This window comes from Allobosea sp. 117 (genome assembly GCF_000702305.1).
Lineage (GTDB): Bacteria > Pseudomonadota > Alphaproteobacteria > Rhizobiales > Xanthobacteraceae > Ancylobacter.
In genome coordinates this window covers 753,735-775,034 of record NZ_JNLC01000010.1, presented here as the reverse complement: position 1 = coordinate 775,034, position 21,300 = coordinate 753,735, and the positions used below count along the sequence as shown (strand labels likewise).

Here is a 21,300-nt window from a genome sequence, read left to right as displayed (position 1 = left end):
GCCGACGCCTCCGCCGATCGCGCCTCGCCCCACGCCCCCGCCGCTGTCTCCGAGCTTCGGTGGAAGCTCAACCTGCCCGCCGGGTTCCTGCGGTACGCCCCGGATCATGACGACGCCATAGCGGTGAGGCGGGCGCTCAGCCAGCCTTGGTCACCGCCGGGATCACCCACGAGCCGTCGAGGATCGACGGCGCATTCTCGTCCGGCCAGTAGAGCCGCATCATGAGGTTGAACCGCTCCTTCGGCGCGGGCAGCCAGTTGGCTTCCTTGTCGGGGCCGGGGCTCTCGTTCTGGATGTAGATCAGCAGCGACCCGTCCGGCTCGTATTTCGGATTGGTGCGGATGCTGATCGAGTAGCGGTTGATGGGGTTCGCCACGAAGAACATGTTCTGGTCGTACATGGTGAGCGACCAGAACCCCTTCACCGGCGGCAACTGGCCGGCGGGGAACCGCAGCACATATTTGTTCGATCCCTGATAGGTATCGCCGTCAGCGGTCTTCAGCGAGGTCGGATACACCGCGTCCTGCGGACGGTTGGCACCGAGGCCGATGGCGGTGACAAGCGCCCGCTGCAGATAGTCGATGCCGTAGAGGCCGGTCTTGGTGGTGTAGCCCCAGCCGTTCTTGTTCTTCACGTCGCCGTCGCTGAATTTGAAGTGCAGCATGATCCGGTCATAGGACAGGCCGGGCAGCCGCCGGGCCCAGCGCTCGTCGAGCGCCTTGGGATCGAAATCCTGGCCGGCAACGAGGCCGATCTTCTTGAACCGCTCCAGCGCCGGAGCATCCGCCGCCGCCGGCGGATTGCGCTTCATCAACTCGGCGAGCAGCGTGAAATATTCCACGGCGCTCAGCGCATTGACCTGCTCGCGCACCGCCGTCTTCATGTCGATGGCCGGGTCGACCTTGCCGGCCGGAGGCGTGTAGTCCTTGCCCAGGGAGCTGAGAGGGAACAGCTTGAACTGGTCCTGCAGAGCATGGACCTCGGCGTAGTCCTCTTTCGTGCCGGTGCAGTAGATGCGACCGAGCAGCCAGACGATGCTGGTCGGCGACTTGAGCTGCACCATGCCGTCCGGAACCTTGCCGGTCCAGTTCGGGCCCGAGATCAGGTAGGTCTGCGCCTTGGAGCCGGTGGTGCGCAATCCCGGGACCTGGAAAACGTCGGTCCAGCCGCTGAGGAACGGCAGCAGGAAATAGCGCCCCTTCATGTCGGGCACGCTGAGCACCCATGGCTCGTCGCCGACATCGAAGAAGGATGTCGTGTAGAGCGTATCGGCGTTGGGGGCCGTCACATCGCGGAACGAGGCGTCCGGATAGCTGCGGAGCTTGATCATCGTGCCCATCGGCCCGCGCGAGCCTTCGGGCTTGGCGACATTGGTGATGACCCGCCGCGTCATCTCCATGGTGACGAGGGGATAGCCGTAGACATAGGCGTCCGATGCGATCCCGAATTCTTCGGTGTTCTCGACGAGATCGAGAAGAGGACCGTCCCACGCAGAAGCCGTTCTACTAAAGGCGGCAGCCGACAGCGTTGCTCCGGCAAGCATGAGATTGCGGCGCGAGATATTCACGGTGACCCCCCTGGGCTGACCTTGCAGCGTAAGCTGAAGGTCTATGAACGACCTGTTGTCGGGCGAAGCGGCGTTTCGTCCGATCGGCAACCGTCGGCGCTTCTGCTGCGGCAGCGCGCGGCCAGCCTCCGACTAAGCCCTTGCCCGGCGGGCAATTCGATAGCTTATGATCACCGCCGGCACTTGCCATTTGAGGACAGGGGGCGACGGATTTGCAACGGACAACATGCCAGAGAGTCGGTCCGGCCGCGGCATTGCCAGCCCTGCTGACCGAACTGGGCATACCTCACGATTCCGTGTTTGCCGGCTTCGGACTCGCGCCCGAACAGCTTATGCCCGACGCTCGTTATCCGTTGGCGGATCTGATCGCGCTTCTCGAACGGGCGGCGAAGCTGGCCGACTGCCCGCATCTCGGCCTGCTGCTGGGATCGCGCCAGGACCACCGCTGCCTCGGGGCCGTCGGCCAGATGATGAGCCGCGCCCCCACGCTCGGCGATGCGCTTCGCGACTATGTCGGCGTGCAGATGGGCTATTCGCGCGGCGCCGTCGTCTATCTGCACCGCATCGGCAATGAATATCGCCTCGGCTACGGCCTCTATGATGCGGGCGCGGTTGCCGGCCGTCAGGTCTACGATCTGGTCATCGCACTCGGCTGCAACTTCATCCGGAGTCTGACCGAGGGCCGCGTGCGCCCCCTGCGCGTGCTGCAATGCTGCGCCGTCCCCGACAAGCCCGATCGTTACCGGACGGCGACAAGGACCGCCATCTCCTTCGATCAGGAAGAGACCTGCATCGTCCTTGCGGAGGACGACATGAATGTGCCGCTCCCGCGGGCAGACGCGGCTGAGCGGCTTCAGTTGCGGCAGCTGATCGCGGCGGCGATGGACAATGGCGAAGAGAGCATCGCCGCCCGCGTCCGGCATTCGCTGCGGCCGCGGCTGATGATCGGCGAGGCGACGCGCGATCGCGTCGCCCGGGACCTCGGCTACGAATCGCGCACGCTGTCGCGGCGCCTCAAGGCTGCCGGAACGAGCTTCGAACTCATCAAGGACCAGGTCCGCTTCAACGTCGCGCGCGAACTCCTCGCGCTCACCCACATGCCGGTGGGGAGCATCGGAGAGTCGCTTTCCTATTCGACGAACAGCGCCTTCGATCATGCGTTCCAGCGCTGGGCCGGTATCTCGCCTTCCAAGTGGCGGGCACTGCAAGACAGTGCGCCGGCGTAGCGAACAGCCTTCCGGGTCGCCGAACGCCTCGTTCGCCGGCGTCGGCCGAATCTGTCTGTCCTGAGCGTCGGCTTCGGTGCCTACTGGATCGGCCGCACCTGTGCCGCTTATAACCATTCTGAGAAACAGGGGACTCGGGATGGCGGGCAAGAGCTGGGACAGGGTACCGATCGAGGCGCAGAGCATCGATGCGCCGCTGTCGCGAGCCGCCATCTTCCTCGTGGTCACCGTCGGAAACGAGCAGGGTGATCTCGCCAAAGTCTGCTCGGCGCTCGACGGCCTCGACGACCTCGTCAAGACCGTCGGGTTTCGCGACCTCGCCGGCCGCCTGTCCTGCATCGTCGGAATCGGCCGCGACCTGTGGGATCGCCTCAGGTTCAACCCGCGACCGCTGGAATTGAGGCCATTCGCGCCGATCACGGGGCCTGTCCATTCAGCGCCGGCCACGCCGGGCGACCTGCTCTTCCATATCCGTGCCGAGCGCCCGGACATGTGCTTTGAGCTGGAGCGCCTGCTGCTCGACAGCCTCGGCACCAGCGTCACCGTCGTGGACGAGGTTTCGGGCTTCCGCTATTTCGACGCACGCGACCTGCTGGGCTTCGTCGACGGCACGGCGAACCCGAGCGGCTTCGATCTGCCCGCATCCTCGCTTGTCGGCGACGAAGATCCCGACTTCGCGGGTGGCAGCTATGTCGTCGTGCAGAAATATCTTCACGATCTCGATGCGTGGAAGCGGGTTCCCACGCCCACCCAGGAAGCCATCATCGGGCGCACCAAGGTCGACAACATCGAGATCGACGACGACGCGGCGCCGCGCAAGTCCCACAAGTCCCTGGCCACCATCGTGGACGATGCCGGGGTCGAACACGACATCCTGCGGGACAATATGCCCTTCGGGCGACCGGGCCATCAGGAGTTCGGCACCTACTTCATCGGCTATTGCCGCTATCTGTGGGTGATCGAGAAGATGCTGCAGCGCATGTATGTGGGCGACCCGCCGGGTGCCTATGACAGGCTGCTGGACTTCTCGACCCCGCACACCGGCGCCACCTTCTTCGCTCCCTCCCGCCCGACGCTGGAGGCGCTCGTGCAGGCCGCGACCTCGGACACGTCCGCGCCTTCAGCCGCCTGACACATGAGGGGCGCGCGACAGCGTCCCGCGCATCGCCTGCATCAACGCCGCCCATCCCGTGTCGGGCAATGGCTGCGTCTGTCGATCAGGTGATCCAGCGACATCCGCCCCGGTCCACGCGCGACGATGAGGAGGAGACAGGCTGCCCATGTGCCGTGGGTCGGCCAGGCGTCGGGATAGACGAAGATCTCGATTACCAGCGTCATGCCGAGCAACGCCAGCGCCGACAGGCGGCTTGCGAGGCCGATGACGAGCAGCACCGGAAACAGGTGCTCGGCCAGGGCGGCGAGATGCGCGCCCCACCATGGGTCGATCAGCGGCAGGCGGTACTCGTTCTCGAACAGGTAGATCGCATTGTCGGTGACGTGCCAGCCCTCGACCTTGGTCTGGCCGGACTGCCAGAACACGGCGGCGATGGAGACGCGGGCGAGAAGCGCGATCAGGTCGTGGGGGATGCGGTCGAGCAGCCCGTACAGCGACAGGATACGGCCCTGAAGCGAGGGGCGTGCGTCGGCGAAGGTGACGTTCTCAGTCATGGTGGCCTCCCGGTGAACGGATGGCGGTGAAGGCGCCGCTGGCGAGCACCAAAGCGAGATTGGCGGCGAGGTCGAAGTTGTCATCGTCCGCAGCCGCGGCGAGCATTGCCTCGCCCAGCGTCGCGCCCTGCGCGAGCGTCGTGAGGAACGTCGCGCCGCCGGGGCCGAGCCGATGCACCTCGACGGTCATGCGTGGACGCACCACGAGGGCATCCTCGCCATTCCAATCGAGAATCGGTTCGGGTTCGGCCTCTCCCGCGTTCATCGCCCAGATCGTCACCACGGGGTGGGGCGAGCGCAGCACGCTCATGGAGGGGTGCGGAAGGAGCGTGGTCGCGCCCAGCAGATCGGGGGCGATGCCGGCCAGCTTCGCCGGTTCGAGCGGAATCACGTCGGCGGCGTGATAAGCCCTGCCGCGCGCCGCTTCCAGCCGCGCGACATCAGGCAGATAGGCGAGCTCCCGGGCCGGCTCGAAGCCGGCCACGAACGCCGCGAAGTCCTCTCCGTAGGCGAGCAGCACCGGCGAGCGCGGCGGATGTTCCACCACATAGGCATCGGCCATCGCGGCGAAGAACGCCTCGCCGACGATGCGCTCGGTGGCGGGATAGCGTGAAGCGAGCGCCTGCCGAAGGCCGATGGCGACGTTGTTGCGGTAGACCGCGAAGCGGCGGTCCGGTCGCGGTCCGTTCCAGGCGGCAAGGCCGCGGGGAGTGGGCGACGCGCCGTCCCGCAGGGCGGCGGCGAAACCGGCTTGGGTGAGCATCGACATGGCGGTGCTCACGCCGCTCGTCGCGAGGCGGCACGCTGCAACAGGGCTTCGGCAGCCTCCGCCTCCGCCCGCAGCACAGGCCAGTCGGGCACGTCATTGTCCCATTCGATCAGCGTGGCGACAGGGCCGGTACGTTCGATCACCGTCTCGTAGAGCGCCCAGACGGGGTCCTTCACCGGCGTGTCGTGGCTGTCGATCAGCAGTGGCGCCCCATGGTCGTCCACGGTCTCGGAATGGCCGCTCAGGTGGATTTCGCGCACCCGCTCCAGCGGGAAGCGGGCGAGATAGGCCCTCGGATCGAGGCGATGGTTGGTGGCGGCGACGAACACGTTGTTGACGTCGAGCAGCAGCCCGCAGCCTGTGCGCCGGGCCACCTCGGCGAGGAAGTCCGTCTCCTCGATCGTGCTTTCCTCGAAGAGGAGATAGGTCGCCGGGTTCTCCAGCAGCATCTGGCGCCCGAGCGCCGTCTGCACCTCGTCGACATGCTCGGCGACGCGGGCGAGCGTCTGCCCGGTATAGGGCAGCGGCAGCAGGTCGTTCAGGAACACCGTGTCGTGGCTGGACCATGCGAGATGTTCGGAGAAGCTCTCGGGCTCGTAGCGCCCGCAGAGCGCCCGGAGCCGCGCGAGGTGGTCGCGGTCCAGCGGCTGCATCGCGCCGATCGACAGGCCGACGCCGTGGATCGAGAGCGCATAGTCGGCCCTCAGGCGCGAGAGTTGCGCGTGCGGCGGCCCGCCCGCGCCCATATAGTTCTCGGCGTGGACCTCGAAGAAGCCGACGGGCTGGCGCGCCTGATCGATGGCCGTGAAATGCTCGGGCTTGAAGCCGACGCCGGCACGGCGCGGCAGATGCGATGGGTTCATGACGTGTCTCCGCGACGACCGGGATTGGCGGGCGGCACGGCCATGCGTGCCGCCCACATGCGTGCCGCGCGATCAGGTCGGCGCCGGCCCCTGCTTGAGCGAGCCGAAGCCGCCCGGCGTCTTCATCTTCTCGCAGGTGCCGGCGGGCACCAGCTTCCAGGCGTTCTTCTGGTAGTCCACCTTGGACGTGCCGGCGCAGGTAGTACCCGGCCCGGCGGCGCAGTCGTTCTGCCCTTTCATGGCGACGCCGTAGCACTTCTCCTTTTCCTGCGCGTGAGCGGCGGGCGCAGCGATGGTGGCGAGCGCCGAGGCGAGCGAACCGGCCAGCGCGAGCGTGATGACGCTGTTCTTCATGGGAAGGTCTCCGTTGATGCCAGCCTGGAAGCGGCTGGCACGTCGGGGTACGGAGACGGGCTGGGAAACGTTACAGGGCGCCGGCGAGAAATTTCAGCGGCAGCTCTTGCCGGCGGAGGATGCGGGGCGGAAAAAGACCGGCCATGAATGTTCTGCGCGATCCGACATATATTTGCGGCGGTGCTGTAACAAAGTCGTGCGCGTCCGCGTAGAGGGTTTCATCGGGTGGATCGCCAGCGTCGCGAACAGCAATGGTCTGAGTGGATGCGCCGCGCGATGGACGGCGACACTCAGGCCTATCATCGGTTCCTGACCGGAGTGACGCCCCAGCTTCGCCTTCTGGCGGTCCGCCGATGCAGGGAAATGGGCGCGCCCGCCAGCGACGCGGAGGACATAGTGCAGGAGGTGTTGCTCGCGGTGCACCTGAAGCGCGGCACATGGGACATGTCCCGCCCGATAGGTCCGTGGCTGTCCGCCATTGTGCGCAACAAGCTCATCGACACGCTGCGCCGGCGCGGACGGCATGGGAGCGTGCCGATCGAGGACGTGATGGAGATATTGGCGGCCGACGAGCGCACCGACGCGACCGACAGGCTCGACGCCGAGCAGCTCGTCGACCGGCTCAAGCCGCCGCAGCGCGATATCGTGCGTGCCATATCGCTGGAAGGTGCCGGCGTGAAGGAAACCGCCGAGCGGTTGAAGATGAGCGAGGGCGCCGTGCGGGTCGCCCTCCATCGGGCGCTGAAGGCGCTCGCCGCCCTCTATCGGAGTGACGTGCGTGAAGACCGATGAGCTGATCAGCCTGCTGAGCGTGGACGCTCCGGTGCGCCGGCGTCTCGGCCAGGCGCTTGCGGTGGCGCTGGTGGTCGGCGTGGTGATCTCGGCGGTTCTGCTGATCGGCACCGTCGGGCTGCGCCACAATCTCGTCAGCGTGTTCGAGACCGCGCGCGTGCTGTTCAAGATCGGCTTCACGCTGCTGCTGGCCGGGGTCGCGACGCTGCTGGCGGCACGTATCGGCCGTCCCGACGCCTCAGCGCGCCGGCCGGCCCTGCTGCTGTTGCTGCCGCTCGCGTCTCTGGTAGCCGCCGTGGCCGTCGAGCTCGCCGTGCTGCCAGAGGAGGCGTGGGCGGCGAGCTGGGAGGGCGCGCACGCGGCCTTCTGCGTCTTCTTCATCCCGGTGCTGTCGCTCGCTCCCCTGCTCGGCATCCTGTGGGCAATGCGCGAGGGAGCTCCGCGTGATCCGGGGCTGGCCGGGGCAGCCGCCGGACTGGCGGCCGGCGCCATCGGCGGCGCGCTCTATGCGTGGCACTGCCCGGACGACAGCCCGCTCTTCGTCGCCACCTGGTACACGCTCGGCATCCTGATCGTCGCGAGCCTTGGCTACCTGATCGGGCGCCGCCTGCTGCGGTGGTGAGCCTGAACCCTCCGCGCCTCGCCTGGCCGTTGTGGATGGCCGAGGTGGCCAGGGCCGGTTCACGCTCTCCGCGCTTCCCAGGCCCGATAGGCCGTGAGGGCGGTCTCAAGATTTGCGAGAGAGGGGCGGCGATCCAGATTGATCACGCCGGCTTTCAATTCAACCGCAAAAACCGGCCAGTACCGATCCACGGCAGCCCTCAGCTCAGAGCCAGCGGTGACCCCGCTCGCCTGAAGTCCGATCTCGCATATCGCTCGGGCGCGACCTTCGATTTCGTCCATGAATCGCACGATAACACGGACCCGGCCGGTGCTCACAACCCATTTCAAGTTGTACATGAAGCGTGAGCCGCCGGTCGGGATTTGTTCTCAGAGGCCATTCTCGCTAGGGTGTGGTCCTCAGGCCCGCCAACCTGGCCGGCCGCATTGCTCTCACCGAATGAGAGCGCATGTCAGGAGACGAATTGCAGGTACTCGTTCGAGAGAACAACGTCGATCAGGCCCTTCGCGCGCTGAAAAGGAAGCTGCAGCGTGAGGGTGTGTTCCGTGAAATGAAGGCCCGCCGCGCCTACGAGAAGCCCTCGGAACGGCGGATACGCGAAGCGGCGGAAGCGGTCCGCAGGGCTCGCAAGGCGGCCCGCAAGCAGGCACAGCGTGAAGGCCTGCTGCCGGCGCCGAAAAAACGCGCTGTTGACGCGAAAGGAACCCGCCCGAAATAGGTGCTTTGAAAGGTAAGGCTGTTTCAGCCTTGCAATAAACACAATGGCAGCCTAATTTCTCTGGATCGATCTTGCACGTTGAACTTTGTTTTGCGCTCGGCGCCTGCGAAATTCCTCTCATTATCGATCTTGGAGCTCACTCTTTTGGGTGAGCAATGAGAACCTGCGTCTATACGAAAGGAAATCGCAATGGCGACGGGAACTGTAAAGTGGTTCAACTCCCAGAAGGGCTTCGGCTTCATTCAGCCGGACACCGGCGGACAGGATGTGTTCGTGCACATCTCGGCCGTGGAACGCGCCGGCCTCACCGGCCTGCGTGACGGTCAGAAGATCTCCTACGAGGTCGAGACTGACCGCCGCTCCGGCAAGTCGTCCGCCGGCAGCCTTCAGGCGGTGTGAATTATTGCCTCCGGTCTTTGACCACGGATGTACTGGCACTGGCCGTTGAGGCGATTGGGAGAGGTCGGGGCAACCCGGCCTTTTTCGTTTTGAGGGATACGCACATGCCCAAGATGACACGAGAGACGCTGTTCAAGCCGAAGGCCAAGCCGGCGGAGAACAAGACGGACGCCATCTACCGGGCTGCGAAGGCGATCATCGATCACGACGCCGCTCTGCGCGATGCCAAGACGGCTCGCCTACGGGAAGCCCGCCTCGCGAAGGAAACGGCTGCCCCCGCCAAGCCTAGTCTCTCACGCAAGTAACGCCGCCACGCCTCCCGCGCCGGGGCCTCCCACGCCCTTCGTGCCGAGCCATGGCGGGGGCGTGATCCGCCCCCCTCAAAATCCCGATATCCGGCCGACCACGGTAATGTCGGCACTGCGCGACGCATCGCCGGAGACATCCACCGCGAAGCTGTCGCCGTTCGCGATCGTCAGCGTCGCGCGCCCTGCCCGCCGCGCATCGGCAAGGGCATAGCTCTCGGCATCCACCGTGCCGCGGCCGACGACCTCGCCCGCCAGCGGGCCGGTAAGGCGGCGCGAGATTTCAAGCCGATATTTGACGGTATAGGCTATCGACCCGCGGGGATGCAGCCACCCGTTCCCCGCGAGCATGGCGACCATACGCATGACACGAACCCGAGCCTCGGCAAAGGGCGCACCCTCGCCCCAAGGCACGCACCGATCTGGCTAAACGCCGTCGGGCCGTGGGCGTTCCATCTAACGTCCAATCAGAAATGATTATTTTCCGCTTCGAGCTTGGGCCCCGTGAGCCGAGCATATTCATGCTCGCGCTGCTTGAGGTCGGTCGGCAGCGAGGCGAAACCGGCGCTGTCACCCTGGCCGATGCGGGCAGCGACGACCGGCCAGAGGCGTTCGACCGCATCGGCCAGAATATCCGTCGGGACACCGGCTTCGCGCAGGTCCCCAGCACAGATCACACGAGCAATTTCTTCGACGCTCGGTTTCATGAGCAAGAGCATAGCACCAAGGGACGGGCGGGACGATGCCTAACAACTTACCGCCGCGCCACAGCGCGGCGCTTCCGAATAACGCCACCTTCCGATCGACCCGTGGCACATGTCGAGGAAGACGCGCGAGGCAAACCGATCGTCGTGGGGAGGCCCCAACCCCTATAACTAGCGATTTCCAAGACATGGGATGGTGCTGCGAGAGAGGATTGAACTCTCGACCTCTCCCTTACCAAGGGAGTGCTCTACCACTGAGCTACCGCAGCGTCGGGCTTCGGAGCGTTGCTCGCTGAAGCGCGGCGTCCTTTGCCACAGCGGGCCGGCCGGCGCAAGCCCGCCGCGCCTCGACGTCGTCGCTCGGGAGCCGCCGGGCTCGCGCTTGCCGTCGGCGGTAACCGGTCTTAAGCCTGCGCGGCAGCGGGTTTGGGACGACGGGGTTTCAAGGCAACATGGCGGCTGATCCGGGCAACGCCGACGAAAGAGCCGCGCGGCTGGCAGCGGCGTTGCGCGAGAATCTGCGCCGCCGCAAGGCGCAGGCAAAGGAGCGTCGCTCCGATAGCCGACCTGCCGACCGCCCGGACCCGGCGCCCGCTGCCCCGCCGGAGGCGAATACCGTGCCTGTTGCCGCGACGACACCCGAGGCCGGGAACCCGCCGGACTCCACCGCCGGTCGCATTGTGCCGCCGGCTCACAAGCGATAGACGAATGATTTCGTGCGCAGCCGCGACGAATCGCCGACGCTGGCGACGTGCCACCGGCCGAGGGAACCCGTGACGGTGCGCGGACGGCCCGTCTGCCCCATGGTCCCGCCGTCCGGGACCTGCTGCCCCAAGGAGGCGTTGAGCATCATGGACCGCATCCGCATCGTCGGCGGCAATCCGCTCGAAGGCACCATCCCGATTTCCGGCGCCAAGAACGCCGCCCTGCCGCTGATGATCGCCGGCCTGCTCACCGAGGAGAAGCTGGTCCTCGAGAACGTGCCGCGCCTCGCCGACGTCGCCCAGTTGCAGCGCATCCTCGGCAATCACGGCATCGACATCACGGTGAACGGCAAGCGCCGCGGCGACGACGCCTATGCCGGCCAGACGCTGGAGATCGACGCCCGCGTCATCGTCGACACCACCGCGCCCTACGAGTTGGTCTCCAAAATGCGCGCGAGCTTCTGGGTGATCGGCCCGCTGGTCGCGCGCATGGGCGAGGCGAAGGTCTCGCTGCCAGGCGGCTGCGCCATCGGTACCCGGCCGGTCGACTTCCATCTCGACGCGCTGCGCGCGCTCGGCGCCGAGATCGAGATCGACGCGGGCTATGTCATCGCCCGCGCGCCGAAGGGGTTGAAGGGCGGTCGCATCGTCTTCCCGAAGGTCTCGGTCGGCGCCACCCACACCGCGATCATGGCGGCAAGCCTCGCCGATGGCGAGACCATCATCGAGAACGCCGCCCGCGAACCTGAGATCGTCGACGTCGCCGACTGCATCAACGCGATGGGCGGGCGTATCGAGGGCCAGGGCAGCGCTACCATCCGCATCGTCGGCGTGCCGCGCCTGCGCGGGGCCCGCCATGCCGTGCTGCCCGACCGCATCGAGACCGGCACCTATGCGATGGCGGTCGCCATGACGGGGGGCGAGGTGATGCTCTCCGGCGCCCGCGCCGACCTGCTCGAATCCGCGCTCGACACGCTGCGCGAGGCGGGGGCGGAGATCACCGTCTCCAACGAGGGGCTGAGGGTGAAGCGCAACGGCGCCGGCATCGCTCCGGTGACCGTGACGACCGAGCCCTTCCCCGGCTTCCCGACCGACCTGCAGGCGCAGCTCATGGCGCTGACGACGCGCGCCCGCGGCACATCGCAGATCACCGAGACGATCTTCGAGAACCGCTTCATGCATGTGCAGGAGCTCGCCCGCCTCGGCGCGAGGATCCATCTCGACGGCGACACCGCGACCATCGAGGGCGTCGAGCGGCTCACCGGCGCGCCGGTGATGGCGACCGACCTGCGCGCCTCGGTCTCGCTGGTAATCGGCGCCCTCGCCGCGGAAGGCGAGAGCATGATCCACCGCGTCTACCACCTCGACCGCGGCTTCGAGCGGCTGGAGGAGAAGCTCTCGCGCTGCGGCGCGCAGATCGAGCGTCTGGCGGGCTGAAGCGCCGCCGCGCCCTTGCTTTCGGACGGAGGTATCCCATCTGCGCAGGGAACGGCTGGAGTCGTTCGCTGCGCGCAGGCTTCACGCTTGCGCGGGAAGGGTGAATCGCACTCTAGTCATCTGTGAATTGAGCTGGCCTGCACCCTTGGAGGGTGCCGACCGTCGGAGGCTTGTGTCATGGGCTGCCTGAAACTCATCGCCCTCGACGAGGAGGATCTCGCGATACTGTCCGCGCACCTGCAGGATGCGGTGGTGACGGTCGGCGAGATGGCCTATCTGCCGCGCGAGCGGCGCTTCGCCCTGCTGGCGAACCGTTTCGACTGGGAGGCGGCGGTCAAGGCGGAAGCCGAGGGCCGGAACATCACCGGCCCGAACGGCAAGAATCCCTGCGTGCGCCGCCGCGCCGGCATGCATATCGAGCGGGTGCTCGGCGCCCGGCTGCGCGGCATCGACCTTGCCGACAAGACGGCGGTGCTGAACCTGCTGGCGCTCAACTTCACCGCCACCGACGCGCCCTCCGGCAAGCTCACTTTCCTGTTCTCCGGCGGCGGCGAGGTGGAGCTCTCGGTGGAGTGCATGGAGATCGGCTTCGAGGATCTCGGTCCCGCCTGGGACGCCAAGGGCACGCCCTGCCACGACGCGGCCGAGTGATCATTTCACCGAACTTCGGTCATGCCCGGCCATGGGCCGGGCACACGCCTTTCCGGGACCATGATAAGACATGAATGGCCGGGGCAAGCCCGGGCACGACATGGTGCGGCGATGTCGATCGGGCCGGGAGCGCCCGCCGCGCGCGCCCACCGCTCTTGTCATAAGCGGCGGCGGTTGCGATAGGACGCGGGTCGGATATCTCCGACCAAAGTCGGCCGCGACCGACGCCGCCAGCAGGACTTTCGCATGCCGCTTCGTCTCGATACCCGCTCGCCGGACTTCGCCGCCGCCTTCGCGGCGTTTCTCGGCACCAAGCGCGAGGTCTCGGCGGATGTCGCCGAGGTGGTGGCCCGCATCATCGAGGATGTGCGCGCGCTCGGCGACGCCGCGCTGATCGAGCTTTCCGCCCGCTTCGACCGGGTCGACCTCGCCACGCTCGGCATCCGCGTGACCGAGGCCGAGATCGACGCGGCGCTGGCGCAGGCCGAGCCGGCGACGCTCGACGCCCTCAAATTCGCCCACGAGCGCATCCGCTCCCATCACGCCCGCCAGCTTCCCGAGAGCGGCCGCTACACCGACCCGCTCGGCGTCGAGCTCGGCCATCGCTGGACGGCGGTCGACGCTGTCGGGCTCTATGTGCCGGGCGGCACCGCCGCCTATCCCTCCTCGGTGCTGATGAACGCCGTGCCGGCCAAGGTCGCGGGGGTTCCGCGCCTCGCCATGGTGGTGCCGGCGCCGGACGGCGTCATCAACCCACTGGTGCTGGCGGCGGCGCGGCTCGCCGGGGTGAACGAGGTCTACCGCGTCGGCGGCGCGCAGGCGGTCGCCGCGCTCGCCTATGGCACGCAGACCATCGCGCCGGTGGCGAAGATCGTCGGGCCGGGCAACGCCTATGTCGCCGCCGCCAAGCGGCAGGTGTTCGGCGCGGTCGGGATCGACATGGTGGCCGGCCCCTCCGAGGTGCTGGTGATCGCCGATGGCGAGCAGAATCCGGACTGGATCGCCGCCGACCTTCTCGCCCAGGCCGAGCACGACACCGCCGCCCAGTCCATCCTGATGACCGACGACGCGGCTCTCGCCGACGCCGTGACCGCGGCGGTGGAGCGCCAGCTTGCGATCCTGCCGCGCGAGGCCATCGCCGCCGCAAGTTGGCGCGACTATGGCGCCGTCATCCTGCTGGCCTCGCTCGACGAGGCGCCGGCGCTGGCCGACCGCATCGCGCCCGAGCATCTGGAAATCCTCTGCGCCGATGCCGAGGCGCTCGGGGCCAAAGTGCGCCACGCCGGGGCGATCTTCCTCGGCCCCTACACGCCGGAGGCGATCGGCGACTATGTCGGCGGCTCGAACCACGTGCTGCCGACCGCGCGCTCGGCCCGCTTCTCGTCGGGCCTCGGCGTGCTCGACTTCATGAAGCGCACCTCGATCCTGAAATGCGGGCCGGAGCAGCTTCGCGCGCTCGCTCCGGCCGCCATCGCGCTCGGCACGGCGGAGGGGCTCGATGCCCATGCCCGTTCGGTCGCCGTGCGGCTCAACCTGTGACACCCGGCGATGAGCGAAGATCCGGCCAGGGACGATCCGCATGCCGCGACGCGCCGCCTGGTGGCGGTGACGCTCGACGAGGCTTCCATCGGCCATGCCGGCCGCGACGTCGAGCATGAGCGCGCGATCGCCATTTACGACCTGCTCGAGGAGAACAGCTTCCGTCCGCACGGCGATCCGGAGCCCGGCCCCTACGCGCTCGGCATCGGCCTCGCCGACGGGCGGCTGGTGCTCGAGGTCACGCGGCCGGGCGGCGCGCCGGTGGTCTCGCATTATCTCTCGCTCACTCCGCTGCGCCGCGTGGTGAAGGACTATTTCCTCGTCTGCGAGAGCTACTACGCCGCCATCCGCACCGCCACGCCCTCGCAGATCGAGGCCATCGACATGGGCCGGCGCGGCCTGCACAACGAGGGCTCCGAGCTCTTGCGCGAGCGGCTGAAGGACAAGATCGCGCTCGACTTCGGCACCGCGCGCCGGCTCTTCACCCTCGTATGCGCGCTCCACTGGAAAGGGTGAGATGAGCGCGGCGCCCGCGACCGAGCTGCCGGCCGCGCCGGGAAGGCGCCCCCAATCCGTGCTCTTCATGTGCGGGCAGAACGTGGTGCGCTCCGCCATGGCGGCGGCGCTCGCCCGCCACCTGTTCGGCCGCTCGCTCTATGTCGGCTCGGCCGGGGTGATGAAGGGCGAGATCGATCCCTTCGTGCAGGTGGTGCTGGAGGAGATCGGTCTCGACATCCACCGTCACCGCCCGCAGACGCTGGAGGAGCTGGAGGAGAACGAGGGCCTCGCCTTCGATCTCGTCATCTCGCTCTCCCCCGACGCGCATCACCGCGCGCTGGAGCTGACGCGCACCAACGCCATCGCCGTCGAATACTGGCCGACCACCGACCCGACCCTCGTCACCGGCAACCGCAACCAGCAGCTCGACGCCTACCGCGCGGTGCGCGACGAGCTGGAGATGCGCATCCGCGCGCGGTTTCGTGCGGGGTGACATTCGAGAACCCGCCATTCGGGCGCTTCGGCGTTCACAGGAGCAAAGCTTTCAAGTAGCGTGCGCGCCGCTTCCCTGCCGCCTTGCTGCCGGCCTGACATGGAGTTTTGAGAGTTGAGCGGCCGCCCTACCCTGGTGCTGGCCTCGGGTTCCCCGCGCCGGCTTGCCCTGCTGGCGCAGGCCGGCCTCGAGCCCGATGCGCTGCTGCCCGCGGAAATCGACGAGACCCCGGAGCGCGGCGAGTTGCCCCGTCGGCTGGCGCTGCGCCTCGCCCGCCAGAAGGCCGAGGCCGCCAAGGCCCGCTGCGAGAAGGCCGGCGAGCATGCCGGCGCCTATCTCCTGGCCGCCGACACGGTGGTGGCGGTCGGCCGCCGCATCCTGCCCAAGCCCGAGCTCTCCGAGGAGGCGGCGGACTGTCTGCGCCTGCTCTCGGGCCGCGCCCATCGCGTCTATACCGGCATCGCGCTGGTGACCCCCAAGGGCGCCGTGCGCACCCGCCTCGTGGAGAGCCGCCTGCGCTTCAAGCGCCTCTCAAGCGAGGACATGCGCGCTTATCTCGCTTCCGGCGAGTGGCGCGGCAAGGCGGGCGGCTATGCCATACAGGGCCTCGCCGGCTGCTTCGTGGTGAAGCTGGTCGGCTCCTACACCAATGTGGTCGGCCTGCCGCTGACCGAGACCGTGGCGCTGCTCTCCGGCGAGGGCTACCCCGTGCATTTCCACTGGGGCAACCCCAGATGAGGGAGCGATGAAGACGCCACGAGACACATCCCCCGGAAAGCCTCTGCCCGGCACCGCCTGCCCGATCTGCGGCAAGCCGGCGGTGGAGACCTACAAGCCGTTCTGCTCCAGCCGCTGCGCCGATGTTGACCTGCACCGCTGGCTGAGCGGCGCCTACGCCATTCCGGCGAGCGAGGAGGACGACGAGGACGACGCCGCCCCTCTCGCCCCGGACGCGCCGAAGGAGCGGTGAGCGCGGCCGGCGGTTGCGCGGACGCCGCAGCCCGCGCCGGTATTTCGGGTGTCGCCCGTCTTCTTCCTGACGAGAGGTCGTGGCGGGCCCCGCCGCAGGCCGCCTCGAAGGATGGAATCATCGACGGGCCGGCGTGGCCGCCGGCAGGCGCGCCCGAGCATGCTGATCGGGCCAACACGTATCGCATTGGCCGGATCGCCCGCGCATCCGTCCCTGCCGCGCGGCAGGGGAAAGCCGGCAAATTCCCGCCGTCGCCATATGGACATGGGGGGATCGAGACTCTATAAACCGCCCGCTCCGCACGGCCTTGCGCCGTTGCCGGCTACGCCCAGGTAGCTCAGTTGGTAGAGCATGCGACTGAAAATCGCAGTGTCGGTGGTTCGATTCCGCCCCTGGGCACCATTTCCCCATCCAACACAGTCCGAGATGACCCGAGAAAGCCAGCAACCGCAGGGCTTTCGGGTGCTTCCCTATCCAGTGCCGTCCAGCGAGGGGCGTTGGTATCCGGCCGATTAGAATGCCTGCCCCCTCCCCCGCTAACAGTGCTTTCACGGGCGAGGCTGCCCCATGACGAACCACAATGCTGGAAACGAACGCCTGAAGCACCGCTACCGGATCTGGCTGGCGGACAGCGGGGGTTATTCCCCCGACACCATCGACTACGCGCTCACGGCCATCCATACGTTCGAGACGTTCAACCGCTAGGGAATAGAAGGGCACCCGGCTGGCGCCGTCCAGCCAGATGCCGAGACCAATCAGTTCTGCGTCACGCCGAACTGCTTCAGGAATCCTTCCTGCTCCTTGACGAAGTTCGCCATGAAGGCGCGATAGTCCGCCTGGCTCATATAACCTGCCACCAGCGCGTCGGCCTCGTACTCCTTCTTGAATTCGGGGTCGGCGAGGATGGCCTGCACGGCTTTTTCGAGCTTGGCGATGGTCGCGGGCGGCACGCCCTTGGGCGCGGCGAGGCCGCGGAACTTGCGGATTACGTCCTTGTCGAGCCCCTGTTCCTGGATCGTCGTCGCGTTCGGCAGGGCGGCGAGGCGGTCCGGATAATAGACGCCGAGCACCTTCACCTTGCCGGCCTCGATATAGCTGTTGAGCTCCTGCAGCTCGCCGACACCGAGATCGACGCTGCCGCCGAGCACGTTGATCAGCAGCGCGGCGCCGTCGTCCTGCGGGATGACCGTAGCCTTTGCATCGCTCGCGCTGTTGATCCGCTCCAGGATCTGGCGCTCGAGCGAGCCGGCCGTCGAGCCGCCCCACCTTGCCTTGCCGGGGTTGGCCTTAGACCACGCCACGGCGTCCTTCATCGTGCTGAAGGGGCTGTTCGACAGCGCATAGATGATCTCCGGATCGAAGAAGACGTTCACCGCATAGTCGATGTCCTTGTAGGTGACCGGCGGTGCGCTGAGCAGCGATGTGGTGACGTGGGTCGGCGTGGTGGCGTAGAAGACCGATCCGTCCGGTTTCGCCTTTGCGAGCTGCGCCATCGCCTTGGCTCCACTGCCGCCGGCCCAGTAGTCGACGACGAAATTGATGCCCATCTCCTTGCTCAGCGCCTTGCTGAGCTTGCGCAGGAACAGGTCGGAGCCCGAGCCGGGCTTCGAATGCGTGGTCAGGGTCACCGTGGTGACGGGATAGTCGTATTTGTTGGTCTGTGCGGACGCGCTTCCCGCGCACAGCAGCGCGAGCGACGCGACAAATCCCAATGCGATCTTCGATGGCATGTCTCTCTCCCAGGGTGTTCGCGTTTCTCGCGATTTATATCTTATATAAGATAGATTTCATGAGTTCGTATCAAGAAGGTTTGCGCCTGCGTCAGGTCAGTTCGACAACATATTCGTGAGCGTCCGTTAGGCAGCGGCTCACGCGCCATTCGACGAACTGGCCGTCGATGGCCTCGGCGATACGGTCGATCTCCAGCATCGGTGTGCCGGCGGCAATCTCGAGAAGAGCAGCGTCGTCTGCCGACGCGGCTACGGCCGTCAAGCGCTCAACAACCTTGACCACCAGCACGCGGTAGCGGCGTTCGATCAGGCCATATGTCGTCTCGGGCTGCAGCTCCCGATACAGCTCCGCCAGCCCCGGAAACAGATAGGCAGGCTGCGAAACCCGTTCGATGATCTTCGGCACGCCTGCGAAGCGTCGCACGCGCACCGAACGCACCACGTCGCGCTGCTCGTCCGGCATGTTCAGGCGGTCATGCTCAACCGCGGTCGCCGGCACCGTCTCGACAGACACGAATTCGGTGGTCGGCGCCTCCATCGAGCCACCGGCCTTCGGCAGCACGCGGAAGAAGTGGTAGGTGCTGTGCCGCATGGAGGACGCGTTGACGAACGTGCCCTTGCCCTGCTGGCGCACGACCAGATTCTGCGCGGCCATCTCGTCCAGCGCCTTGCGGACGGTGCCCTGATGCACACCGTATTCGGCCGCAAGGCGCATCTCGCTGGGCAGCAGCTCGCCCGGTCCCCATTCGCCCTTGATGACGCGCGCGATCAGCAGATTCTTGATCTGCACATAGAGCGGCATCGACTCCGGAAGGAGTGCGCCCGGGCGGTTCTGGGATGCGTGCTGGCTCATACCGCGTCCAACATTCCTCTGCGGTCAGATTCGACCAAGCGATTCTGTCATAGCATCACACACCGTCACTGGAGTTGTTTCGACGTCCCGGAGGCGAAGGTCAGACGCGGAACTGACCGAGCAGACCCATGTCGGGACAGCGCGGCAGGTCGAGACAGAAACCAAGCAGGCTTTCGGCGAACTGCGGCGAGAGCCCGCCATAGGCGACGTTGCCGCGCGCCTTGGCGATGAGTTCGTCGCGCGTCAGCGGTTCGCGGGCGCCGCCGCGGAAATGCGGCTGCCGGTATTCGACGACGCTGCCGTCGTCCAGCGTCGCCTTGACGTGGCCGCTGTAGTTGCGCGGGTATTCGTTGTTCGGGTCGATGACGTAGCGGATCTTGCGCGCCAGCGCGAGAATGCGCGGGTCCTTCGCCTTGGCGTCGGTAAACTGCTCAAGTCCGGCGTCCCCGTCGAAATAGGCGACCGCCATGCAGAAGGGCATGCTGAACTTCGCCGCGTAGCCCGAGGGCGGGCGGTGCTTCGCCGCCAGCGGCTCCCAGAGCCGGTCGACGAGCCCTTCGCCGGTCTCGCATTCGATCGAGACGATGCGTTCCGGCGCGATGCCTTCCTTGCGGAAGCGAATCATGCAGTCGATGAACGGGTGGATCATCGTTCCGCAGGCATAGGGCTTGAAGGCGATCTTCTCCATTAGCCACTCCTCGCCGAGGCCCTTGAGGAGCGGTTCGTAGTTCGGCTTGGCGTCGCGACCGAAGACCCGGAATATGTTGCGGGCGCCCTCGAAGACGGTGCGCGGGCCGAAATAGCCGGACCGGCCGAGCAATGCGGCACGGTAGCCGGACTGCGCAGCCCATCCCGGATGGATGCGCTTGGTCCAGGCGCCCTCGGTCAGGAATTCGCCGATGCCGGAGGCGAAGCTCCCGGATATGCCGAAGGCGAGGGTGAGCTGACGGGCGTCGAGGCCAAGCGCGACGCCGGCACCGGCGGTCGCACCGAGCGCGCCGATGATGCCGACGGGGTGGAAGCCGGCCTTGTGGATGGCGCCCGGCACCACGTGGTTGAACCGGCAGACCATCTCCATGCCGGCGATCATGCCGCGCAGCGCGTCCTCGCCGGAGCGATGGAAGCGCTCAGTGGCGGCAAGCACGGCGGGCAGCACCATGGCGCCGACACGGATCGGGGCGCCTTCGAGCGTGTCGTCGAAATCCTCGCCGTGGGTCGCAGTACCGTTGATCAGCGCCGCGCCGGCGGCGTCGAGCGGGCGGGCGTGACCTATGGCGGTGCATTCGCCTTCGCCGTCCCAGCCCTCCATCAGCGAGCGGATGTAGTCGGTGTTGCGGGCGGCCACACACAGGCCGGTCATGTCGATCAGGTCGTTGATCGCCGTGTCCTGGGCCTTCGGCGCGATGTCGGCGAGCGTGAGGCGCGTCAGGACGGCGGAGATCTCCTCGGCGAGCGCGGTGCCCTGGAAGCCGACGGCCTCGTCGGTTGCTGTGGCGTGTGACATGTCAGTTGGTCTCCAGGCTGCCGACGAGGCCGAAAATATGACGTCCGCGGATACCGCGGCGGGCGAGTTCGAGTTCGATGACCTGATGGTCCTCCACGTCGAGGTTCACGGCATTGCCGAGCGTCCCGACGTACCATTTCTGGGCGGCGCTATCCTTGGCCTGGAAGATCAGATCCTTGATGTCGAAGCGCGCGGCGATGTTGAGGATGACATCCCAGCGGCTTGTCTCGACGTCCTCGCTGATGCCGTCGGCCTGCACCAGCACCTTCCAGGCGCCGGCCTTCTGATAGGCCTCGATCTGGCGGGCGATGTAGGCGACGCTCCTGGTCCAGTCCTCGGCGCCCTTCTGGCCGGCTTCGGCCACGACCTCGAGGCCGGCGTCGCGCGCCATGCCGATGAGACGGCACTTGTCCTCGAGCGGCATCGCCACCTGCGCGCTCGATACCTCCACGGCATCGGCCCCGAATGCCTTCACCTCGGCGTAGAAGCGCTTCGAAACACCCTGCATGAACGCGGCCTCGGTGATGTCGCCGGCGAAGAAGACGCGGATGCCTGCCTCCTTCAGCATCGCCACTTTGCGGCGGATGAAGTCCGGTCGCATCACCCGATAGGTGCCCATCCCGAACTTGAAGAAGTCGATGTGATCGCCGGCCGATTCAATGAGATCGGCGGTTCGGGCGAGGCCAACGCCCCGGTCTCCGATGATCGTCAGCCCGCTTTCGCGCGGCCGGGCAGGACGGGGCGCCATGCGTATGAAGGAAAAAGCAAAAGGGTCGGCCGCCACTGAGGCCGGCGGGTTCTTCTTGTTGGGCATTTCTCTCCCCGAGAGGGCTTGTCGACTAACTCATATCTTATATAAGATAGATTAGTGACGCAAGAGACGCCACGGAGTGCCGTAAGGTGCTCACCCAACGGGAGGAAACGGCTTGCTTGT

Annotated in this window: 27 protein-coding genes and 2 tRNA genes; 16 read left to right on the top strand and 13 right to left on the bottom strand. The window is 66.9% G+C overall.

What is annotated here, in order from left to right:
- Positions 1 to 136: 136 nt before the first annotated feature.
- On the bottom strand, positions 137 to 1,567 hold the full coding sequence (locus U742_RS0105735; protein WP_029350922.1) for a DUF1254 domain-containing protein: 1,431 nt from the start codon (positions 1,565 to 1,567) through the stop codon (positions 137 to 139).
- A 254-nt stretch (positions 1,568 to 1,821) separates the two neighbouring features.
- On the opposite strand from U742_RS0105735, the gene U742_RS0105730 reads away from it, so the two are divergent.
- The gene (locus U742_RS0105730; protein ID WP_197028180.1) at positions 1,822 to 2,793 is read left to right on the top strand and encodes an AraC family transcriptional regulator; all 972 of its coding nucleotides are present in this window, start codon (positions 1,822 to 1,824) and stop codon (positions 2,791 to 2,793) included.
- A gap of 139 nt (positions 2,794 to 2,932) precedes the next feature.
- Positions 2,933 to 3,925, top strand: a complete 993-nt coding sequence (locus U742_RS0105725) for a Dyp-type peroxidase (protein WP_029350918.1) — start codon at positions 2,933 to 2,935, stop codon at positions 3,923 to 3,925.
- A 41-nt stretch (positions 3,926 to 3,966) separates the two neighbouring features.
- Here U742_RS0105725 and U742_RS0105720 read toward each other — a convergent pair whose 3' ends face one another.
- The 4 genes from U742_RS0105720 to U742_RS0105705 all read right to left on the bottom strand — a co-directional run bounded on the left by U742_RS0105720 (position 3,967) and on the right by U742_RS0105705 (position 6,447).
- Positions 3,967 to 4,461 carry a DoxX family protein gene (locus tag U742_RS0105720; protein WP_038360457.1) on the bottom strand — a complete coding sequence of 165 codons (495 nt, stop codon included), beginning with the start codon at positions 4,459 to 4,461 and terminating at the stop codon, positions 3,967 to 3,969.
- Positions 4,454 to 5,230: an HvfC/BufC N-terminal domain-containing protein gene (locus tag U742_RS0105715; RefSeq protein ID WP_029350914.1), complete on the bottom strand. Its 777-nt coding sequence runs from the start codon at positions 5,228 to 5,230 to the stop codon at positions 4,454 to 4,456. Before U742_RS0105715 ends, U742_RS0105720 begins: the two co-directional genes overlap by 8 nt.
- A gap of 8 nt (positions 5,231 to 5,238) precedes the next feature.
- Positions 5,239 to 6,093, bottom strand: a complete 855-nt coding sequence (locus U742_RS0105710) for an MNIO family bufferin maturase (protein WP_029350912.1) — start codon at positions 6,091 to 6,093, stop codon at positions 5,239 to 5,241.
- 72 nt (positions 6,094 to 6,165) lie between these two features.
- Positions 6,166 to 6,447: a BufA1 family periplasmic bufferin-type metallophore gene (locus U742_RS0105705; RefSeq protein ID WP_029350910.1), complete on the bottom strand. Its 282-nt coding sequence runs from the start codon at positions 6,445 to 6,447 to the stop codon at positions 6,166 to 6,168.
- Positions 6,448 to 6,672: 225 nt separating this feature from the next.
- On the opposite strand from U742_RS0105705, the gene U742_RS0105700 reads away from it, so the two are divergent.
- From U742_RS0105700 to U742_RS0105680, 5 genes are all read left to right on the top strand, one after another.
- On the top strand, positions 6,673 to 7,239 hold the full coding sequence (locus U742_RS0105700) for a sigma-70 family RNA polymerase sigma factor (RefSeq protein ID WP_029350908.1): 567 nt from the start codon (positions 6,673 to 6,675) through the stop codon (positions 7,237 to 7,239).
- The gene (locus U742_RS0105695; RefSeq protein ID WP_029350906.1) at positions 7,226 to 7,861 is read left to right on the top strand and encodes an NrsF family protein; all 636 of its coding nucleotides are present in this window, start codon (positions 7,226 to 7,228) and stop codon (positions 7,859 to 7,861) included. Before U742_RS0105700 ends, U742_RS0105695 begins: the two co-directional genes overlap by 14 nt.
- Positions 7,862 to 8,324: 463 nt before the next feature.
- On the top strand, positions 8,325 to 8,579 hold the full coding sequence (gene rpsU, locus U742_RS22835) for a 30S ribosomal protein S21 (RefSeq protein WP_197028203.1): 255 nt from the start codon (positions 8,325 to 8,327) through the stop codon (positions 8,577 to 8,579).
- 189 nt (positions 8,580 to 8,768) lie between these two features.
- Positions 8,769 to 8,978, top strand: a complete 210-nt coding sequence (locus tag U742_RS0105685) for a cold-shock protein (RefSeq protein ID WP_029350902.1) — start codon at positions 8,769 to 8,771, stop codon at positions 8,976 to 8,978.
- Between the two features lie 104 nt (positions 8,979 to 9,082).
- Positions 9,083 to 9,283 carry a hypothetical protein gene (locus U742_RS0105680; protein ID WP_029350900.1) on the top strand — a complete coding sequence of 67 codons (201 nt, stop codon included), beginning with the start codon at positions 9,083 to 9,085 and terminating at the stop codon, positions 9,281 to 9,283.
- A 75-nt stretch (positions 9,284 to 9,358) separates the two neighbouring features.
- On the opposite strand, the gene U742_RS0105675 is transcribed toward U742_RS0105680, so the two are convergent.
- The 4 genes from U742_RS0105675 to U742_RS23135 all read right to left on the bottom strand — a co-directional run bounded on the left by U742_RS0105675 (position 9,359) and on the right by U742_RS23135 (position 10,840).
- Positions 9,359 to 9,649: a hypothetical protein gene (locus tag U742_RS0105675; RefSeq protein ID WP_156034136.1), complete on the bottom strand. Its 291-nt coding sequence runs from the start codon at positions 9,647 to 9,649 to the stop codon at positions 9,359 to 9,361.
- Positions 9,650 to 9,750: 101 nt separating this feature from the next.
- Positions 9,751 to 9,990: a hypothetical protein gene (locus tag U742_RS0105670; RefSeq protein WP_156034135.1), complete on the bottom strand. Its 240-nt coding sequence runs from the start codon at positions 9,988 to 9,990 to the stop codon at positions 9,751 to 9,753.
- Positions 9,991 to 10,181: 191 nt separating this feature from the next.
- Positions 10,182 to 10,256: transfer RNA gene (locus tag U742_RS0105665), tRNA-Thr, on the bottom strand.
- Between the two features lie 422 nt (positions 10,257 to 10,678).
- On the bottom strand, positions 10,679 to 10,840 hold the full coding sequence (locus U742_RS23135; RefSeq protein WP_156034134.1) for a hypothetical protein: 162 nt from the start codon (positions 10,838 to 10,840) through the stop codon (positions 10,679 to 10,681).
- On the opposite strand from U742_RS23135, the gene murA reads away from it, so the two are divergent.
- From murA to U742_RS23130, 9 genes are all read left to right on the top strand, one after another.
- The gene (gene murA / locus U742_RS0105655; RefSeq protein WP_029350894.1) at positions 10,839 to 12,128 is read left to right on the top strand and encodes a UDP-N-acetylglucosamine 1-carboxyvinyltransferase; all 1,290 of its coding nucleotides are present in this window, start codon (positions 10,839 to 10,841) and stop codon (positions 12,126 to 12,128) included. The genes U742_RS23135 and murA overlap by 2 nt on opposite strands.
- Before the next feature lie 177 nt (positions 12,129 to 12,305).
- Positions 12,306 to 12,779 carry a DUF2948 family protein gene (locus tag U742_RS0105650; RefSeq protein WP_029350892.1) on the top strand — a complete coding sequence of 158 codons (474 nt, stop codon included), beginning with the start codon at positions 12,306 to 12,308 and terminating at the stop codon, positions 12,777 to 12,779.
- Positions 12,780 to 13,025: 246 nt separating this feature from the next.
- Positions 13,026 to 14,318 carry a histidinol dehydrogenase gene (gene hisD, locus U742_RS0105645; RefSeq protein ID WP_029350890.1) on the top strand — a complete coding sequence of 431 codons (1,293 nt, stop codon included), beginning with the start codon at positions 13,026 to 13,028 and terminating at the stop codon, positions 14,316 to 14,318.
- Between the two features lie 9 nt (positions 14,319 to 14,327).
- A complete protein-coding gene (locus tag U742_RS0105640; protein ID WP_029350888.1) occupies positions 14,328 to 14,834 on the top strand; it encodes a UPF0262 family protein in 507 nt (168 codons plus the stop codon).
- A gap of 1 nt (position 14,835) precedes the next feature.
- Entirely contained in the window at positions 14,836 to 15,309 is a 474-nt protein-coding gene (locus tag U742_RS0105635) for an arsenate-mycothiol transferase ArsC (protein WP_029350886.1), read from the top strand.
- A gap of 114 nt (positions 15,310 to 15,423) precedes the next feature.
- On the top strand, positions 15,424 to 16,047 hold the full coding sequence (locus U742_RS0105630; protein ID WP_029350884.1) for a Maf-like protein: 624 nt from the start codon (positions 15,424 to 15,426) through the stop codon (positions 16,045 to 16,047).
- Between the two features lie 7 nt (positions 16,048 to 16,054).
- Positions 16,055 to 16,279 carry a DNA gyrase inhibitor YacG gene (gene yacG / locus U742_RS0105625; RefSeq protein WP_038360452.1) on the top strand — a complete coding sequence of 75 codons (225 nt, stop codon included), beginning with the start codon at positions 16,055 to 16,057 and terminating at the stop codon, positions 16,277 to 16,279.
- 326 nt (positions 16,280 to 16,605) lie between these two features.
- Positions 16,606 to 16,681: transfer RNA gene (locus tag U742_RS0105620), tRNA-Phe, on the top strand.
- Between the two features lie 165 nt (positions 16,682 to 16,846).
- Positions 16,847 to 16,984 (top strand): hypothetical protein, encoded by a 138-nt coding sequence (locus U742_RS23130; protein WP_156034133.1) that lies wholly within the window; start codon positions 16,847 to 16,849, stop codon positions 16,982 to 16,984.
- A 50-nt stretch (positions 16,985 to 17,034) separates the two neighbouring features.
- Here U742_RS23130 and U742_RS0105610 read toward each other — a convergent pair whose 3' ends face one another.
- The 4 genes from U742_RS0105610 to U742_RS0105595 form a co-directional block, all read right to left on the bottom strand.
- Positions 17,035 to 18,009, bottom strand: coding sequence for a Bug family tripartite tricarboxylate transporter substrate binding protein (locus U742_RS0105610; RefSeq protein WP_029350881.1), 975 nt, complete (start codon positions 18,007 to 18,009; stop codon positions 17,035 to 17,037).
- A gap of 91 nt (positions 18,010 to 18,100) precedes the next feature.
- Complete coding sequence (locus U742_RS0105605) at positions 18,101 to 18,862, bottom strand: GntR family transcriptional regulator (RefSeq protein WP_051660881.1); 762 nt, start codon at positions 18,860 to 18,862, stop codon at positions 18,101 to 18,103.
- A 100-nt stretch (positions 18,863 to 18,962) separates the two neighbouring features.
- The gene (locus U742_RS0105600; RefSeq protein WP_051660880.1) at positions 18,963 to 20,366 is read right to left on the bottom strand and encodes an MmgE/PrpD family protein; all 1,404 of its coding nucleotides are present in this window, start codon (positions 20,364 to 20,366) and stop codon (positions 18,963 to 18,965) included.
- A 1-nt stretch (position 20,367) separates the two neighbouring features.
- Positions 20,368 to 21,180 (bottom strand): phosphosulfolactate synthase, encoded by an 813-nt coding sequence (locus U742_RS0105595; protein WP_029350875.1) that lies wholly within the window; start codon positions 21,178 to 21,180, stop codon positions 20,368 to 20,370.
- Positions 21,181 to 21,300: the final 120 nt, after the last annotated feature.